This window comes from Sphingobium vermicomposti, from assembly GCF_011762025.1.
GTDB classification, from domain to species: Bacteria; Pseudomonadota; Alphaproteobacteria; order Sphingomonadales; family Sphingomonadaceae; genus Sphingobium; species Sphingobium vermicomposti.
Window position 1 is genome coordinate 391,368 of record NZ_JAASQR010000001.1, and the last position, 16,733, is coordinate 408,100.

The 16,733-nt window shown below is 54.2% G+C and carries 13 protein-coding genes; 2 read left to right on the plus strand and 11 right to left on the minus strand.

Annotation, left to right across the window (positions count from 1 at the left end):
• Positions 1 to 163: 163 nt before the first annotated feature.
• Genes FHS54_RS01980 through FHS54_RS01995 form a run of 4 tightly spaced genes read right to left on the minus strand, consistent with a single transcriptional unit; the run spans position 164 to position 3,756 of the window.
• On the minus strand, positions 164 to 892 hold the full coding sequence (locus tag FHS54_RS01980; protein ID WP_167302107.1) for a hypothetical protein: 729 nt from the start codon (positions 890 to 892) through the stop codon (positions 164 to 166).
• Positions 879 to 1,484 (minus strand): hypothetical protein, encoded by a 606-nt coding sequence (locus tag FHS54_RS01985; RefSeq protein WP_167302108.1) that lies wholly within the window; start codon positions 1,482 to 1,484, stop codon positions 879 to 881. Before FHS54_RS01985 ends, FHS54_RS01980 begins: the two co-directional genes overlap by 14 nt.
• Positions 1,485 to 1,532: 48 nt before the next feature.
• Entirely contained in the window at positions 1,533 to 2,114 is a 582-nt protein-coding gene (locus FHS54_RS01990; RefSeq protein ID WP_167302109.1) for a hypothetical protein, read from the minus strand.
• Positions 2,107 to 3,756 carry a glycosyltransferase family 2 protein gene (locus FHS54_RS01995; protein ID WP_167302110.1) on the minus strand — a complete coding sequence of 550 codons (1,650 nt, stop codon included), beginning with the start codon at positions 3,754 to 3,756 and terminating at the stop codon, positions 2,107 to 2,109. The genes FHS54_RS01990 and FHS54_RS01995 overlap by 8 nt, the downstream gene beginning before the upstream one ends.
• Before the next feature lie 572 nt (positions 3,757 to 4,328).
• On the opposite strand from FHS54_RS01995, the gene FHS54_RS02000 reads away from it, so the two are divergent.
• Both FHS54_RS02000 and FHS54_RS02005 read left to right on the plus strand, forming a co-directional pair.
• Positions 4,329 to 5,342, plus strand: a complete 1,014-nt coding sequence (locus FHS54_RS02000) for a right-handed parallel beta-helix repeat-containing protein (protein WP_167302111.1) — start codon at positions 4,329 to 4,331, stop codon at positions 5,340 to 5,342.
• A 502-nt stretch (positions 5,343 to 5,844) separates the two neighbouring features.
• On the plus strand, positions 5,845 to 7,776 hold the full coding sequence (locus FHS54_RS02005; RefSeq protein WP_167302112.1) for an FkbM family methyltransferase: 1,932 nt from the start codon (positions 5,845 to 5,847) through the stop codon (positions 7,774 to 7,776).
• Between the two features lie 117 nt (positions 7,777 to 7,893).
• Here FHS54_RS02005 and FHS54_RS02010 read toward each other — a convergent pair whose 3' ends face one another.
• Genes FHS54_RS02010 through FHS54_RS02040 form a run of 7 tightly spaced genes read right to left on the minus strand, consistent with a single transcriptional unit; the run spans position 7,894 to position 16,289 of the window.
• The gene (locus FHS54_RS02010) at positions 7,894 to 9,714 is read right to left on the minus strand and encodes a glycosyltransferase family 2 protein (RefSeq protein WP_167302113.1); all 1,821 of its coding nucleotides are present in this window, start codon (positions 9,712 to 9,714) and stop codon (positions 7,894 to 7,896) included.
• A gap of 1 nt (position 9,715) precedes the next feature.
• The gene (locus FHS54_RS02015; protein WP_167302114.1) at positions 9,716 to 10,876 is read right to left on the minus strand and encodes a polysaccharide biosynthesis/export family protein; all 1,161 of its coding nucleotides are present in this window, start codon (positions 10,874 to 10,876) and stop codon (positions 9,716 to 9,718) included.
• The gene (locus FHS54_RS02020) at positions 10,849 to 12,528 is read right to left on the minus strand and encodes a glycosyltransferase family 2 protein (protein ID WP_167302115.1); all 1,680 of its coding nucleotides are present in this window, start codon (positions 12,526 to 12,528) and stop codon (positions 10,849 to 10,851) included. The genes FHS54_RS02015 and FHS54_RS02020 overlap by 28 nt, the downstream gene beginning before the upstream one ends.
• 20 nt (positions 12,529 to 12,548) lie before the next feature.
• Positions 12,549 to 13,667: a UDP-galactopyranose mutase gene (glf, locus tag FHS54_RS02025; RefSeq protein ID WP_167302116.1), complete on the minus strand. Its 1,119-nt coding sequence runs from the start codon at positions 13,665 to 13,667 to the stop codon at positions 12,549 to 12,551.
• Between the two features lie 17 nt (positions 13,668 to 13,684).
• Positions 13,685 to 14,338 carry an ABC transporter ATP-binding protein gene (locus FHS54_RS02030; RefSeq protein WP_167302117.1) on the minus strand — a complete coding sequence of 218 codons (654 nt, stop codon included), beginning with the start codon at positions 14,336 to 14,338 and terminating at the stop codon, positions 13,685 to 13,687.
• Positions 14,338 to 15,147 carry an ABC transporter permease gene (locus FHS54_RS02035; RefSeq protein WP_167302118.1) on the minus strand — a complete coding sequence of 270 codons (810 nt, stop codon included), beginning with the start codon at positions 15,145 to 15,147 and terminating at the stop codon, positions 14,338 to 14,340. Before FHS54_RS02035 ends, FHS54_RS02030 begins: the two co-directional genes overlap by 1 nt.
• Positions 15,147 to 16,289 (minus strand): KpsE/RkpR family capsule polysaccharide export protein, encoded by a 1,143-nt coding sequence (locus tag FHS54_RS02040; RefSeq protein WP_341785921.1) that lies wholly within the window; start codon positions 16,287 to 16,289, stop codon positions 15,147 to 15,149. Before FHS54_RS02040 ends, FHS54_RS02035 begins: the two co-directional genes overlap by 1 nt.
• Between the last annotated feature and the right edge of the window lie 444 nt (positions 16,290 to 16,733).

Sequence of the window (16,733 nt, forward strand, 5' to 3'; positions counted from 1 at the left end):
CCGGTCTGTCCTGGGAGTTGTGCCCGCCTGACCCGCGCACGGGCCTCATACTATCCGACCCCTTCAGGCGGCAGAGCGCTGTTGAAGATAAGCGGCTGCGACATCCGGCGCGCCTGTAGGGGAAAAAATAGATAAGCGGTTTCCACGAAACCGGTGCTGTTCATCACCTGACCGTTCGCGGGCGGGCTTTCCCTTCGGCCATCGCCGAATTGATGTTCTCGCCCACATGCGGATAAAGTTTCTGATGAGCGGGATTCCGGCGTGAGATCATACCGTCAATTTCGGCAAGCTGACTCCATATGACATCCTGACAGGCTATATAATCGGGATGATTTTCCACATTTCTCCGCATATATTTCGGATGCAGAACAGGAAATTCCGAAGATACCGCTAGGGATGCAAGTGTGTTAACCGTCTCCATCTCCCGAGACACCATATCTGCGAGATCAAAGATCATCCGTCCTCGCATCGTCACGGGCAGAGGGTAAAAATTAAATCGAGGAAAGAAAAAATCATCCCCAATGGCAACGGGAGGGAACAAAAATGACGCGGTTATTCGGTTGAAGCCAAGACCGCGAAGAAAGACATTGAGTGAAAGGATGCCGTCCGCTACCTCATGCAGGAAAGCGGCTAGGTCATAAAACCCCTCCTTGCGGGCTTTGTAGCCGGTGGAAATATCTATGTCTGATACGCCGAAATTCAGGATGACATTGCTTTCTCGCGAAAGCCCACCGGCAAGTGTGCGGACATAATCATAGGTCTTCTCTGCTCGCAATCCTCTCGCGGTCCATCCGGATGCCCAAAAAGGATGATAGCGAGGATTGTCACCAAAGATATAATCAAAAATTTCAGAGTTCGATGAACCGAACAAGATTAGGTCACGCAATTCCATGGGAGAACCTTAGAATATGCGAGACCATCGTCTTCTTGAAATAACCTATAATATAGTCTGCATCAGATTTTCTTATCATGACACTATATTCGCTGGTTAGACTTCGATCAGAGCGAAAAAACTGAAGAGAATCCCCTGCTATGTTCCAATATCGTTCATTGTCGCTAGGAATATCTTCGATCGCGCCATCACGGGCCATTATGCCTTCGCTCATGACCGCGCCGAAAATTTTCATATAGGTAAATCGCTTTCCCACCAGCATATCTGGATCGATATTTTCAACGCGAGTCTCTCTGGACGCAAGGGCGCGCGCCAGATCCGATTTCACAATAGGGTTTAACAGCCTCGACGATTTCACCAGATGGGAACTGCACGCCCTCATGCCAATTAGGCTGGCATGTACCTGAAGCGTGTACAGATGCTCCCGCAACCTTGGGTGCGGACTACTCCGTATCAGGGCATGGTAACCGATTTCGTCAGCATCGCTATAACGCCGCTCCCGAAGATTCTGGGTCATCATCTCGACGGGATACAGCAAATGGGCATTACACGTCTCAGGAAAGATATGGATATTATATTCCAACGAACTCATCTATTCCCCCTGATGCAGGACTAGCCTACTCCTCGGCAGTGATGCCGGTCAGCGCGCAAACAGGCTCATTTTCCCCAATCTGCGGGAACGCTTGCTGCGATGTTGGCTCTCCTGCTTGTCCTCACGTATATCCGCCGCGAATACAGGAGCGCCCAATTGCCAGCACATTTCTGCGCGAAGCGCGCCATCGTGCCTGATCAGGCCCAACGCGTTGCCATCAAATGCAAGCCAGCCTCCAGCCCCATTATTGATGAGGAAATAGCCGCTCGCCTCATCCCGGTAGATCAGCCAGGACAGGCTTGATGACGTCCAGTTCGGATCAAATGCGCCCAGTCGTACGCTGTCGCCGTCGGAAACCAGCGCCGCTTGCATAAGCCCTTGATTGAGCAATGCCCATGCTCCGTTGGACACGGGTTTCAGATGCCACCCCGCCCCTGTCATCCATGCCGGAATGCCTGATCCGACATCCGCAGCCTCGACTTTTCCGTCCCGCACAATGCCGTCAAGGGCAAAACCGCCAATCGAAGGATGAGACATGATGCTGCAGCCAGCTTCACCCGTCAAAAAACCGTGCGGATTCTGACTTGAAACAAGCTCTATACCGCTAGCGGACCCGCGCTTTTTACGCATTCACCGCCTCCCGCTGCAGGGATTGCGCTATGGTTGTGGGCGCGTCATGCAGTGCCAACTCCCGATCCCAATATTCGACGCTGCTCGATTCTTTCATGCGGCTGGAATAATGCTCGCGAAGTGCCTTATATTCTGCCGGAATCCGCGCGATCAGCCCAAATAGTTCGGCCGCCGCTCGTGATGCCTGTTCCTGTACCTGCGAATCTTCGAAATTATACAGCTTGATCGTCTTGCTATGATGGTTGTGAAGCATCACCGTTCCGATGGCGTTGCGGTTCTCCACCGGCATATACAGGAATGGATGTTCCGCCATGTGCTTGCTGCTGCCTGCCAGGGCATGGCGCTTGTCCGCAAGGATTTCATGGGGCACATGTTCAAATTCGGCATCGAAGTTTTTGAAATATTTCAGTTTTTCGATATAATGCGCGGCGAAACCATTTTCGAGGAATATGATCTTCGAAAACAGGTCGTTGAGCACATCGATATAAAGTTGCAGACCGCGATAATCGTTCAGGCTGACGTGGCGTAGGGCCTGCTGCTGAAAATATCGGACCAATGCCTCTGGTTTGGAATGACCATAGATCATATTGATGATGATCCCATGGGCGATCGACATATATTCCTGCCCATAGGAGTGCGCCGGTTCATGCCACGCCGCCAAATTCGGGTTGGAAAGGATACGGACGCCAGCCTTCGCCTTGCTGCGCAGGCTGTATTCAATGTCATCCCCCCGCAGGAAGATCGCAAGCGGATAGCCCAGTTGCCCGAACAGCGACCACGGCAGGCTGAAGAAAATGAACGTGCAATATTCCGGATAATTGGGGGTCGCCAGCATATCCAGATGATCGAACAGCTTGAAATTCAGATTATGGCGAAGGAGACGCGGCGCAAGGTTTGTTCGGCGCGACCGCTTTTCCGCATCCAGAAAACGGCCCCAAAAGGCACCATCTTCCCACATCTTGCGGGGGTCGCTCTTTGTGAAGACCGGCAGCGTGAAAATAGTCCTGTCGGTGCGGAAAAGCGTCGATGCCCAGTGACGGTAAAGCGACTCCATCGACAGATGAAGGTCATCGTCCAGCAGCAACAACTCGTCCGGCTCCACGCCCGAATCTTGGGACGCCGCCTCCAATAGCCGCATGATCTGGCTCATATTGCCGCCGCCGCCCAGATTTGCGCCCCTGATGACGTGGAACTGAATGTCGGGAAACCGCTTCAATAGGTCGTAATCGTCATCTTCCAGCCCGGCACTGGTGTCGAGGATGAGGAAGAAAGTGTTTTTCAACATCCGCGCATAATGGGACTGGCCGGATTTTGACGCGCTGTCCTGAAACTGTTCGATCAGCGTCAATATATCCTGCGTTCGGCCGAACGTGCGAAGCGCCACCATCATTTTGGCATCGACCTTTTTGGGCGCATATGTGCCCCAGGCCGCGTTGTTCAGGTCGACGCCGTCCGAAAGGGCGCGAGCAACCCAGAATAGCCGCGAAGATTCCCCCACCACGCTACGGAAGTTGACCGGAATTTCTACCTCGCGGACTTGGTCAGCTTGGTCGGCCTCCGATAAAAGTTCCTTTTCCACCAGCAATTTGACGGGCTCGCCTTGGCGTCCGACGCCGACCTGCAAAGCCAACGGCCCCTTCACCGACATCCTCAGCGCCAGCTTGTTGATCGCGCTGTGCTGCAGAAATAGTTCCGGATAAAGGGAATTTCTCAGCGTTCCGCTGTTCACCTGACTGTAGCAGTCCAGATTGGAAAACCCGCCATCGAACCGATGTGCGTGCCCTGGCAGATCTGCAAAGAAGAGGTCAGTGATAGAGCTGTCATCAGCATTGCTATCTAACCCGGAAAGAACGACCCATTCGCCTTTTTTTACCGGCGTGGCATTCTTCCCCCAATTCGCCAAGGATTGTGACAGCTGCAATATAATGCTTTCCACCAAGACCACCTGTTTACCGTAACTTAAGTTGCACCTGCCCCTAACGAAGGAGAGAATGGTTCGCAAGTGCGGCAAGGCGTGCCTGAGGCGATCCGTCATCTCGATCTGAAGGAGCAAATTGACGCACACTGACTGACAGCAACGAGGTGATCGCATCCTCGAGCGTAGGAATAGTGCTATCTGCCATCTTCTTCCTTACCAATCCCAGGTCGAGACTAGCTTGACGTCTTGTCAAAAAGCCGGCGCCGCTTCAGGCGCAAAAGCCATGATGCTAATGAATGATTTTCATTTCAGTCTGGTGGAGGTCGCCGATGAAAAAATTTTGCCTTTATGCTGTAGCCGTCGTTTTGATCCCGGTGCAGGCCAACGCTGCTCCAGCATTCCAGTGTGATGGCGCGACTGACATTTCTCCCCAACTGAATCAGGCGATCAATAGCCTACCGAGCGGCGGATCGGTCTTGCTTCCTCGCGGTAAGGTTTGTGCTCTGCGATCACGAGTGAATGTGAAGAGATCTGGAATCAAATTGCGCGGGGCCAGCACGACATTCTTGCGTTTAGGTGAGTCATCGGGGCTAATGGTGACCGGCAACAATAACAGCTTTTCTGGTTTCACTATCGACGGGGCGAAAGCATGCAATATTCCGGAGAAAGCATGCAAAGGTTCAGGGATCGCCGTTCTGGGTAGTGGCAATCAATTCGATAATGTCGCAGCCATCAACAATCAGGGCCATGGCATTATGTTCGATGGCCAGCGATCGCGATGTTCACACAACGTACTGCGCAGCAGTCGTTTCTCGAACAATAGATTGATCGGCATTTCCCAGCATACGTGTACTTATAACCGCATTCTCAACAATCGCTCCACCGGCAACGGGGCGGAGGGAATAACGGCAGATCACAAGTCTGATCATGCGACCATCAGCGGTAACATCCTTTCGGGCAACGTCACGCGGGGTGGCGTCGGTGCAATCGGCATTGACTATGTCGACGGCGTAACAGTGACGGGGAATAGGATCGGTCCAAATGTGAAAGCCGTTCCTGCCATTCGCACCCAGAACAACGAAGGGCCTTCGCGCAATTTGCGGATTGAGGGCAATGTGGCAGATGCCAATCCGGCGGGCTGTATCGATTTGAAGACCGGGCGTGGCGGACCAACGTCTAAGTCCCAGATCTTAAACAACCGCTGCTCAGGCAGCAGAATAACATTGGGTTCTGGCAGCCAGGGAAACATCGTAAAAGGCAATGACGGTCCGACATTGCATATGGATACAGGACCAGCCAAGCGGCATTAAGGTGCTTGTTCGAAAGGTTGAAGCGACCGATGGCGAGCTATTCCAGGAGTTTGCGGATATCTCAGAGACAAGCAGGCGGTCCCGGTCTCTCGGTGGGCATCCGGGTTTGCCTCCGACGCTGAATCAACTGACCTCGCCCGCAGCGAAGGCCAGCGCGCTTGAGTAGGTGCGACGCCTTTGACAGAAGCGATATCTTCATCATGCTGAACGGGATGGCCGGATTCAGAAACGGCTCACGCATCAGCCCCAGCTATATTCGCATATCTATTTCGTTCACTCTTATCGACCGTTGGAAGCGACGAGCGACGATACGCTTCACCCCGGCCTTCGCCGCGAGGACCGTGCTGCCGCCGCACCCATATTCGAGGTAGGATTAACACTTTAAAAGATGCTCTGTCAGCCTCTAGCCCTTCCGGATCAGATTGACGATATCGCCATCTCTAGATTAGCTGGCCGTCGCTAGACATGCGGATTGACCCGCAAGCGAAAGGCTAAACAAAATATGAGACCAATAGACACCGTAAGAAGATTTTTCGCACGCGACGAAGAGGCTGATTCTCCAGCGCGAACACCAAGGGATTATCTGACAGGCGCCCAGTACGAAACCATCAACGTCATGACCTCCTGCTCCAATGAGCGCGCGGAAGTCATTCAGGTGCTGATTTGCTCGCTTTCGGAAACACATCGAAATCAGCGCATCAATTTCTGGTTGTTTCATACCTCAATAAATGACGAAAAGCTGTCTGAGTTCGACCGATATTGCCGGTCTTTACCTAACGTGGATTTCTTCGAGGTGCGGGTTGGCGACAAGCACCTGCCACATTTCGAGGAGATGAAGCGGATTGGTGGAAAGCCGGATAGCGAGCGGTTCCTCTGGTTTGTGGCCCACGAATATCTGCCGCAAGACCTTGACCGGGTTGTATACCTCGACGCACTCGATACCGCCGTTGTGGATGATCTGACCGCGTTCTACCAGGCGGACTTTGATGGCAAATATCTGCTCGTCTGTCGCGAGTTAAACAAATGGACGAATGAGCCGCAACTCTACGTGGAACCTGCGCGGGAGTTTTTCGATCGGACACAGGATAAGGAAACCGTTGTCCGTATTTCGCAGGGCATCTTCAATAGCGGTTCGATCGTAATCAACCTGAATAAATTCAGGGCGGAATCGCTGAGCCTGACCCATTATTGCGAGGTTGCTCAATGGGCGAAGGATACCGTGGGCGCGGGATTTGGCGATCAGGGGCTTTGGTCTCTGACCCATGGCAGCAATTTCAAGTTGATGGACGATCGCTACAACTATCGCTTCTTTAGCTATGGCCCGAAAAGCGAGGTGAGTAACCCGAGTGTGATTCACTTTGCCGGGTTCGCAAAGAAGCCATTTCATCTGTTCTTTACGCCGAAGCAGACCAAGGATCTGATCGAACATATCGCCAAGGCGGGCAAAGGGCCGATCATGATGGGCAACTTCCACCGGCTAGATTCTCACTATTTCGCGCATTATGAAAAATGGTGGGATTACTGCAAGAAGACGCCGGTCTTCTCCCGCATCATCTCTTCTGCGATCGATGAGACGAACGACAAAGTGATTGCGCCCTTGTGGGGGGCCAACCATGGAGATGTGGTGCTTTCTCCCGCAGGCACCGGGGCGGCAGCAAAGCCCAAGGGGAAATCGCTGGATAATGTCGTTAATCCTCAGGGCATCCGCGTCTATGTCGATGAGAACGACACGCGCGGGCAAAAGCTGGTGGCGGCGGGCGGACACCTCAACCCGGAAACAATGCGGGCATGGAAGCTCTTGATACTGGAGAAGCGCTGGACCCACCTTCTCGATGTCGGCGCCAACTATGGTGAGATGCTGGTTCACACCCCTCTCCCGATCGGAGCCAAGGTGTTTGCCTTCGAGCCCAACCCCACCATCCTGCGCCGCCTGCGCCGAACCATTCGTGAGTCAGGCTTGGCAAATATCAACATCATCGGTTCGGCAATGTCAGACCATGAAGGGGTTCAGACATTATATGTCGATCCTAAATGGTCTGGGACAACCCGGTTCTCGCGCGATGGCGACACGCCAAAAAACTACAAACCTGTGGAGGTCAACACAACCACGCTTGGCACGGTACTTTCGCGCATCGCCGATCGGCCGCAGGACATTTCCCTGCTGCTTAAGATTGACGTAGAAGGACATGAGGTGCCCGTCTTGAAGGGGCTGATTCCGGTCCTGCCATCGCTCGCTGATTTTGAATGCTTGATCGAGGTGGTGCACCTGCCTGATGGTGATCTAGATTTCCTCATTCAGCATTTCGCCTTGCGCGGATACAACAAGGCGCAAAAGAAGCTGGTGCCGCTTTCTGCTCGAAATGCAAAGGAGCTGCGAGAGGCGATGAAGGCGCCCGAGATTTACGGGCAAGATGCGGTACTGAGTCGTAAGTGAAATCGGGCGGGCGGGGCTTAGGCCCTGCCCCTCATCCTTGTCCGGATATTTTTATTAGGCCTAGATCAAAAAGTGTAACCCCAGCCGCCGTCTTTCTCGAAAGCACTGATCCATCCGTTATCTGCGACGGTGAACGAGGCCCAACCGCCTTTCCCAAGCGTCGCGCGTCGTCATCGTCTCCCCGTGATGGCGATAGGCCGTCTTGAGCGCATCATAGTTGTCCAGCAGCCGACGCATCGCCACCCTGAACCGCCGACGATTGACAAAGTAGCGGTCCTTGTCGATGCGGCAAATATAGCCGGTGCGCGTACTCGCATCGAATGTCACCGTCCAACGCCGACGGAAGGTGTCCCGTGCGTTCGCCCGCACATCGAGCGGGAACAGCACGCCCTTCGAATAGAAGAAGCGGTCCGGCAGCAAATGCCCGTTGAAGCTGAGCTTGCGCCACAAGGCACGCCACTTTCCACGGTGCCGTTTGGACGAATGAGCGGCAGTCTCGCCACTGGCGAACTGCAGGGGCGTTATCAGCTTTTCATTCACGGTCAGTCGGCTCAAGTCAGACCGGCGCTGCGCCATGTCCAAGTTGCCTTCCCAAAAGCGCTCTCCTTCCATCACATCATCCATCGCCATCAGCAGAGCTTCAGCCGATTCATAATGATAGGAATCGTTGAACCGATCGAAATAGCTTCGCATCATCGCCTTGATGCCGGGCCGATCCAGTTCCAGTCGCTCAAACATAAGATGAGCAGCCAGATGATAACGCATATCGAGATAGACCGTCATGGGCGACTGCTTAGCGAAGAAATCGTCCTGATGGCTCGCAATGCCTGGGACATTCAGAATGTTGAATGCGTTCGCCAACGAAAAACAGATGTCATCACCCCGTACGAAGAAAGGGAAAGGCCAAGTCTTCACCGCCGCAATAGGGAAACAGAAATACCACCATCCACCGTAGCGATTCCAACTCGAATCGATTTGGATAGTTGCGACCACCTCGTCGAATTTGCGCAGGTCACGCCCGTTGTGCAGCGGCCGACAACGCTCATTGAAGGTTGCGCTAGCTTCCCACAGACGCCATTTGCGCGACTCCGTGATCATCGAACCGCTGATCGCCAGCGCCGGGTCAGCGGAATAGCGCAGTATCGCCATGGTTCGTCTTAAGGTTTCAGGAAAGAAGACTGCGTCATCATCCATGAACAACACGTGGGAGGATGTCCCATCTCTCACCGTTTCCAGTAATCCGCGCGTAAAACCACCCGCGCCACCATAATTGCTGCTCTTGATCACCCGACCCCTGGCGAAAGCGCTTCTGTCGGTCTCCCCCCCATTGTCGATCACCAACAACTCGAAATCGCCGCTTATATCGGGATTAGCCGTGAAATAATCCTGTAACCGTTCCATTGTCTTCTGCACGGCAGCATCGCGCCTAAACGTCGTGATGACCCCTGTCAGCCGCACATGGTTCCGCACTGCCCCCGCGACCACGTAATCAACTGCGTGAATCGTTAGATCGTCTATCGCCACGAACCGTGCGAATATCATCCCATTGAGCGAAATTTGCGGGATCTCGATGACCCTGGTCACGCCATCACCGTCAATAACGGTGTGATAGAGATTTTGATGACTCTTGTCTGGGCGAACCAAAACCAGTTCGAAAATAAATCGCCCCTTTGCCGTGACATGCACTTCCAATCGGTTGGCTGATGCGAAGTCGAAGGCGTAGGCTGGGAACGAGTTGAAATAGCTATCGAATTTAAGCCTCGCTCCCTTAAAAGCGTAGAATGTGGCGGAACTCAAATCGTAGCCCGCCAAACCAATGCTGTGAAAAAATAGCGCCTGCTCGCAATTGACTTCTTGGTTTGGAGCTATCAACCGCTGGACGATCGGGCTGTGCTGAGCCAAAACAGCGGGGCATTCGGAATTAATTTTACCCACCATGTTATAGCGCTCGGTTAACTGCCAAAACCGGAAGCACGGTCGATGCGATTATACCAAAAAAGCGCTGGAATTCGGCCACAGGAGAGTTGGAGACGTAGAGCACGTCCTTGTCCTGCATTGTAAAGCTCTGCATGGCGAAATAGGTCGCTGGATCCTTCATGTCGATGCGGTAGATGACGGGGACGCGGCCCTGCCCGTCTTGTCCGGCGTTCATCGCGCCGCCTGGAATCGCGCGTGGGTCGGCCCAGCGGAACAGGAACACGCCCTTTGGATCGGCGCGCCGGTCTTCTAGTCCTACAACGCGGCCCAACGCTTGCGATAGGGTGATGCCTCGCGCCTCGAAATTGACTTCCTGATTGCGGCCGATCGCCCCTAGCGCGGTGAAGCTGAACGGCTGGAACAAGGCGGTCACGATATCGCCCGCTTGCATGACAATATTTTCTTGAGGATTGGCAATGATATCCGACAGCGGCATGCTTTCCACGCGATCTCCGCGGGTGAGCTGGATCATCATCTTATCTACCGGCTGTCGGGTGCCGCCAGCACGAGCAATAGCGTCCAGAAGCCTTTCACCCTTGGGTGTCAAAGGCACCAGCGCATTCGAAGCCACTTCTCCGACAACCGTAACCTGGGAGGATGCGTTGTGTATGAGGCGCACGGCAACCTGCGGCAAATGCGCCTTGCCAGACAAACGGCGAACGATCTCACGCTCAATCTCGGGTAGACTACGCCCTTGAACGAGGATGCGTCCCGCATAGGGCACTGTAATGTCCCCGGCAGGCCCAACCTGCATCTCGGGAAGTGCGGTAGTATTCGCCGCTCCCATAACCGTGGTACTTCCCAGACTAGAGCCGCCGAACAGCGCAGCTGGCGGCGCTTCCCAAATCAGCACGGACAGCACATCGCCTTTCCCGATCCTCTGGCCGGTGGGCTGCGCCTGAGGCAGATCTTTTGCGAAACTCGCGTGCATCTCCTGAGCTTGGATCTGTCGCGCCACCTGATCGGTGACGTCGATTACGCGCACCCCCTGGACAGTGCCGGCACGTTCGATTCTAGAAATATGCCCCTTGCTGGGGCCAACCGAGGTGTCGAAACCCCCGCAGCCCGACAGCACCGCTATCGATGCGGTGGCTGTCAGGACTTTGGAATATTGGGATCGCATGAATTCACACTCTTGGTTTTGACCGATAAAGAAGGAGCAATGCCGTCATCGGGGCAATTTGCAAAGCCCTTGTTGCATGACGATGAGGCATTAGCTGTTTTAGCGGGCAAATATACCCGCCAGAAATCCGTTGTTGTTAGGCGTAACACGGTCCGAGGGTCAGGGCGCGGCTGTAAACGCAGCCGAATGAGGGATGAAACTGCGCGCAACCACAACGACGCGACGCGGACCCAGCCGAACCGTACATGGTGCTGTGCTGCACGCTTCACCAGTGCGTCGTGGTTAGCTCCCGACCAATGTTCGAGTTGCACCACCCCACCGTTGAAGGCCTGCACGCCGGCAATGACAGCATCCGCGCGGGCATAGTCGCGGACCTTGAGTGCGTTGCGAAAGCTACCCCAAGCGGACCGAACTTCACGACGGCGGGGATAAAGCCGATGCAACGCATTCAGAAACAGCATGTTTCGGCGGTCGTAAAAGGCCTGCCAAGCCCGGGCCTTTAGGTAAAACGGGGCATGCCACACCGCGATACCCGGCCAAGGCAGGGTCGAGAATCCGGCGTGGGTCAAACGTAGTCCGAATTCGACGTCGTCGCCCCGGATAAAGAGCGGCAAAGGCAGGCCGCATCGCCGGACTGCCGCCACGGGAAAGGCGAAGCACCACCACCCGTTGAAGTCAACTCTATGCTGCCGCGCCACGAAATCGCGCCCCGCATTGGTCGCTATATCATCATCATCTTTGTCCGGCGCGATATTGATGATGGTAGGGCGGGTCGGATGCATTTGGTCGCCACAAGTGAACAGCCTGCCGGGCTCTTGGATGTCCAACATCGCGCCGCCAACACAATGTCGTTCTGCTGCATACGCGAGGACGGCGACGATCCGGGCCAACAGTGCCGGCTGAGCGTCGATGTCATCGTCCATCAACAGGAAGTGCGTCGCCTCCGGGTCATCCAGCCCTTCAACTATCCCTCGGGTAAATCCGCCGGCACCACCCAGATTGGGTTGGTCGACAAACATGATCGGCGTTGACGACTTGTCCAATACCGTCATGCGGTCAGCTATACCCGGGTCGCCCTGATTAACGACGATCAACCGATGTAAAAAAGCTACTTCTGCCGCAAATTGCGCCAGATTGCCGGCTAGCATTTCCTCACGATTGAAGGTGCATATGATGCCCGTTAAACGCACGTCCCGCACTGGCGGAACTGCGGCACACCAGCGCAGTTCGCTCAACACACTGCCCTCGGCCAGATGCAGCTTCGCGAACAAGCAGCTTGCATGCTCCTCATCGCAAGCCAGGTGCAAGGTAACAGACGCCGCAAAAGCCTGCCCGTTTCCTTCCATTTGGATAGAGACTACAGCTTCCTCCAACCCACTCAGAGAATCTCGGCGCCATATTTCGATTTGCGCCCTGCCCATTAGCCTACCGGTCAGCGCGACTTCAGTAAGTCCCGCATGCCGAGTCCAGTAGCTTTCGAAGAAGATATCGAACAGACGGTCCAGTCGTACGGTGGACGCGCCATGTGCGACCACCTGTCCGCGGTCGACCTTGGCATCACCCGTGGGTCCGGCAGGGAGCTTTTCTAACCCCTCCAGCAAAGTAAAGAGGGTAAAGGCGAAGCGGCCAGTCGTGAGCAGCGGCGCGTTCATTCCGACTCTTTTGCTGCCTGTCAGTGTGCGGCACGTTGTTTCAGATAAGCTTGGGCAACATCCAGCGCACGATCAATGGTCACGTCCATGTCGAGATACTGAAATGTTCCGAGTCGTCCGACGAAAGTCACATCCTTCAACTCCGATGCTCGGTCCTGATAGGTTTTCAGCAAATCGACGCCTCCTACCAGATTTACAGGATAATAGGGAATGTCATCTGGGCCGCAAGCACGGCTATATTCCCGGAAGGCGACAGTTTCTTCGAGGTGGCCAGCTTCCCACGGTGCAAAATGCTTGTGCTCGGCGATGCGAGTGAAAGGCACGTCGCTGTCAGGATAGTTCATCACGGCCGTGCCTTGAAAATCCCCTTCAGCACGAATCATCTGAAAATCCAGCGTGCGATAGGCAAGGCGGCCGAGGTCGAAGTTGAAGTAGCGGTCAATCGGCCCAGAATAGAAAAGATGCTGGAAAGATTCATCCAAATCCTCGAAACGGACTTGTCTGCGCAACTCGATCAGCGGGTGATCGAGAATGGTTTCTACGATCTTGCTGTATCCTTCCCGAGGCATGCCTTGGAACCGATGGTTGAAATAATTATCGTCGTAGTTGAAGCGCAAGGGCAAGCGCTTGAGGATTGAGGCCGGCAGTTCGGACGGCTCTATGCCCCATTGTTTACGGGTATAGCCTGCGAAAAAAGCCTCATATAACTCTTCGCCGACGAATTTCATCCCCTGTTCCTCGAAGGTCTGGGGATCCTGTATGTCATTCCGCGCTTTTGAAGCTATGAATGCGCGGGCTTCGGCCGGCGACATGGAAGTGCCAAAAAACTGATTAATGGTATGCAGGTTGACGGGCAAAGAATAAATTTTGCCTTTAACAGTCGCCTTGACTCGGTTCACATACGGCTCGAATTCCCCGAAGCAGCGGATATAATTCCATACACGCTCGCTGTCGGTATGGAAGATATGAGGGCCATAGCGGTGGATCATCACCCCTGACTCGGCATCCCGTTCCGTATGGCAATTGCCCGCGACATGGGGCCGTTCGTCGATAATCAGCGAAGGAATGCCGGCCTCAGCCAGTTCGCGACCGATCACGGCGCCGGTAAAGCCCGCACCTACTATGCATAATCTAGACAAAGCTGTTCTCCGGTCCTTTACGCCATCATTGCCTTGTGGGTGGCGATCGCTTCCTCCACGTCGTCAAAACGCTGGAGCTTACCATCGTTCATTAAATAGGCACGGCTGCAATTTTGTTGTATATATTTCATATTGTGCGACACGATAATCATCGCCTTATGAGCGCGCTTGACGAACAGTTCCTCACGACTCTTGGCATTGAACTTCGCATCTCCGACGGCCATGACCTCATCGATCAAAAGACAATCAAAGTCGATCGCCATTGAAATAGCAAATGCCAAACGCGCCTTCATTCCCGACGAGTAAATGCGGATGGGCTGATCCAAAAATTCGCCCAGTTCAGAAAATTCCTGAACAAAAGACAGTTTCTCAGCCGGATCCTGTCCATAGATACGGCAGATGAATCGCAGATTATCACGTCCAGTCAATCCTGACTGGAACCCTCCCGAAAAGGCGATTGGCCAAGAGATACTCATAGTCCGGCTGATGTCGCCCGTGGTAGGCTTCTCCCCCCCTCCGATCAGGCGGATCAAAGTCGATTTACCTGCACCGTTGCGGCCGATGACGCCAACCTTCTCCCCCATTTCGACAGTCATATCGACACCCTTGAGGACCTGCACTGGCCCCCTTAACGTGGGATATCTTTTCGTCACCTGGTCTAGGACGATCATCAGCTCAGCCTGTGCTCCACGGTCATACGACTAAGGCCCAGGCCAAACACGCAAAGACCCAAGCACCAGCCGATAAGATAGGATATGTCGTAATGAGCCGTGAAATGAGATCCGAAAAAGCCGTGACGCAACATCTCATTAGCATGGACCATGGGGATGTACGCGACGAACTCGCGCATCCCGTGCGGCAATATATCGACCAGAAACATCGCGCCCGACAACGGATAAAAGATATAAATGAAGGGCGGCCAGAATTTGTTCACCAACGGCGTCAGTTCCGAAAGGGCGCCCAATGATATTGACATGCCCATCGAGAACCATGCGAACAGCCCCCAGGCATAAGCCACCTCCAATATGTCCTCAGGCGGTGTGATCTGGTCGGAAAACATAAGGAACATGACGCACAGCAGGGCAAAGGAAGTGGTCGTACCCGCGACCTCCAGCAACATGCGGGCCAGATAGATATCAAGCATCTTGACCGGGCGATGACGCAGCAGCGCTCTGTTCGGTTCGATAGCGTCAATGCATCGCCGTGACATGTTGCGCCACAGCTGGATCCCGGAATAACCAGTGATCGCGAAAGCCGCGATCGGGATATCGGAATATTGGTGAAGCCCGCGCGTTGTCCACAACGCCGTAACAATCAGCGTCACCATCATAGGCTCAGCGAACAACCAAAGGAAACCGATGTTGCGCCGACCATAGCGCGTCAACATCTCGCGCATCAGCAGCGCGCCGATCACGCGCCGCTGAACGAGCAACTGCTCGAAGAAGGTGTGACCCAGACCCGGTGGAGCAGGGACAGCCATCAGCTCTGATGTTCCCTGACGCCGGCAAGCAGCAACGAGAGGATGCCCCAAGCGATTAGCCCAACTACGAAGGTTGCGAAGATGCCGCGTAGCCGCCGTGGCTCCAGTGCGGTATCAGGCCGATTGGGATTGACAATCCGCTCGACATACACCTGCTTGCGACGCGCCTCGTTCTGCGCTTCCTGCAAGGATGCCATCGCCCCGGCGAGCTGCCGTTCGGCAAAGCCATTCTCCAGCTGCAGCCGCTGAAATTCAACCGTCGCCGCGGCTAACGACTTGTTCGCGTCACCCGCGACCAGTCCGGTCTGCTCGTCTATTTCCTGACTCAGAATACGCACCCGCTTTTCCAGAACCGGGATTTGCGGGTTTTCCGGTGTAAAGGCGCGCAGTTGGATCAGCTGGCTTTTCACGGTGATCAGTTCGTCCTGCAACTTTGAAACCATCTGCAGCTGGATTGCGGCCTGCTGCTGTGGATCAACCACCCCCCACCTGTTGCGATAGGCCGCAAGCGCCTGCGATGCCACGCGCGCTTGCTGCTTGGCGTGCTCCACTTCGGCACGCGCATATTTGATCAGGTCCTCCCGTCCGCGCGCATTCAAACGGTTCACCATGTCCTCCGCGAGTTCAAGCAATCGACTGTTGAGCTTCACAGCGTCTTGGCTGCTATAGGCACGGACCACCAAAGTGCTGATCGCAGAGCGAGAATCCGAGGTAATTGCGATTCGACCAGAATAATATTTGAATAATCTTTCGAACGACCCATTCCCGCCCAGCGGATTAAACCGATCGAAAATAGAAATGCCCGGCGCCGTATAGGCCGACGTAACCGCCCCATCCCTGTTCAGCTGCTGCAGCGCCGATCGCGAAATTATATAATCGTTAGTGGCGTAGACTTCTTCATTGGCATTGTTGAAACCTGCCGACTGAAGCAGCAGTCCTACACCATCGCTTACACTCTGTTTAGTAGCCTTCACCACAAAACGCGATTCCGATATATAAACATCAGACGCGAATATGCCGAAATAAAGAATTGATATTATCGTAGGGAGAACCACTACTGCAAGAAACAAAGAATTTTTCTTGCGGAGCACATTACGCATAATTTCTACTTGCTTTGCATCTTTGGTGGCACGCCGCTTCACGTAAAGCTGCGCTCATACGCTGTCTACTGATATTTTTTCATGAACCGACGCGGCGGATGCGGCTTGAGGGCAGGGAACCGCCGCATCAGTTTATCGCGCTCTTGCCGTCTGACGCGAAGTAGCTGTGCCGTAGCTCTCGCGCAGTGACTATAGAAGAAGTGCCGTCTCCCACCCAACTCGCCTTTGCTTATCAGAGACGACAGAGAGCAACGCATCGCGGCTCCATCAGGTTTGATGCGGCAGAGATGTCATCCACCGCCTTACGCATCAGATCGCGGCGAAGTGGAATTAGTGGCCCACATCTACTATCTTCCTAGCTGACACATTTTGTTGCCGCACGTACGGACCCTATGAGAATTGAAGCTGATGCTGCATTTTCGCAAATGTTGGGCGATCAGCTCGGATGGACTTCATAAGATTATATACAACAACAAAATTAAATCA

Bases quoted from the DNA above. Each gene is read 5' to 3' on its own strand.
- FHS54_RS02020 (WP_167302115.1), bottom strand. From the start codon at position 12,528: ATGAACGCGCCGCTGCTCACGACTGGCCGCTTCGCCTTTACCCTCTTT.
- FHS54_RS01985 (WP_167302108.1), bottom strand. From the start codon at position 1,484: ATGAGTTCGTTGGAATATAATATCCATATCTTTCCTGAGACGTGTAAT.
- FHS54_RS02000 (WP_167302111.1), top strand. From the start codon at position 4,329: ATGATTTTCATTTCAGTCTGGTGGAGGTCGCCGATGAAAAAATTTTGC.
- FHS54_RS02005 (WP_167302112.1), top strand. From the start codon at position 5,845: ATGAGACCAATAGACACCGTAAGAAGATTTTTCGCACGCGACGAAGAG.
- FHS54_RS02015 (WP_167302114.1), bottom strand. From the start codon at position 10,876: ATGCGATCCCAATATTCCAAAGTCCTGACAGCCACCGCATCGATAGCG.
- FHS54_RS01980 (WP_167302107.1), bottom strand. From the start codon at position 892: ATGGAATTGCGTGACCTAATCTTGTTCGGTTCATCGAACTCTGAAATT.
- FHS54_RS02010 (WP_167302113.1), bottom strand. From the start codon at position 9,714: ATGGTGGGTAAAATTAATTCCGAATGCCCCGCTGTTTTGGCTCAGCAC.
- FHS54_RS02035 (WP_167302118.1), bottom strand. From the start codon at position 15,147: ATGGCTGTCCCTGCTCCACCGGGTCTGGGTCACACCTTCTTCGAGCAG.
- FHS54_RS02030 (WP_167302117.1), bottom strand. From the start codon at position 14,338: ATGATCGTCCTAGACCAGGTGACGAAAAGATATCCCACGTTAAGGGGG.
- FHS54_RS01990 (WP_167302109.1), bottom strand. From the start codon at position 2,114: ATGCGTAAAAAGCGCGGGTCCGCTAGCGGTATAGAGCTTGTTTCAAGT.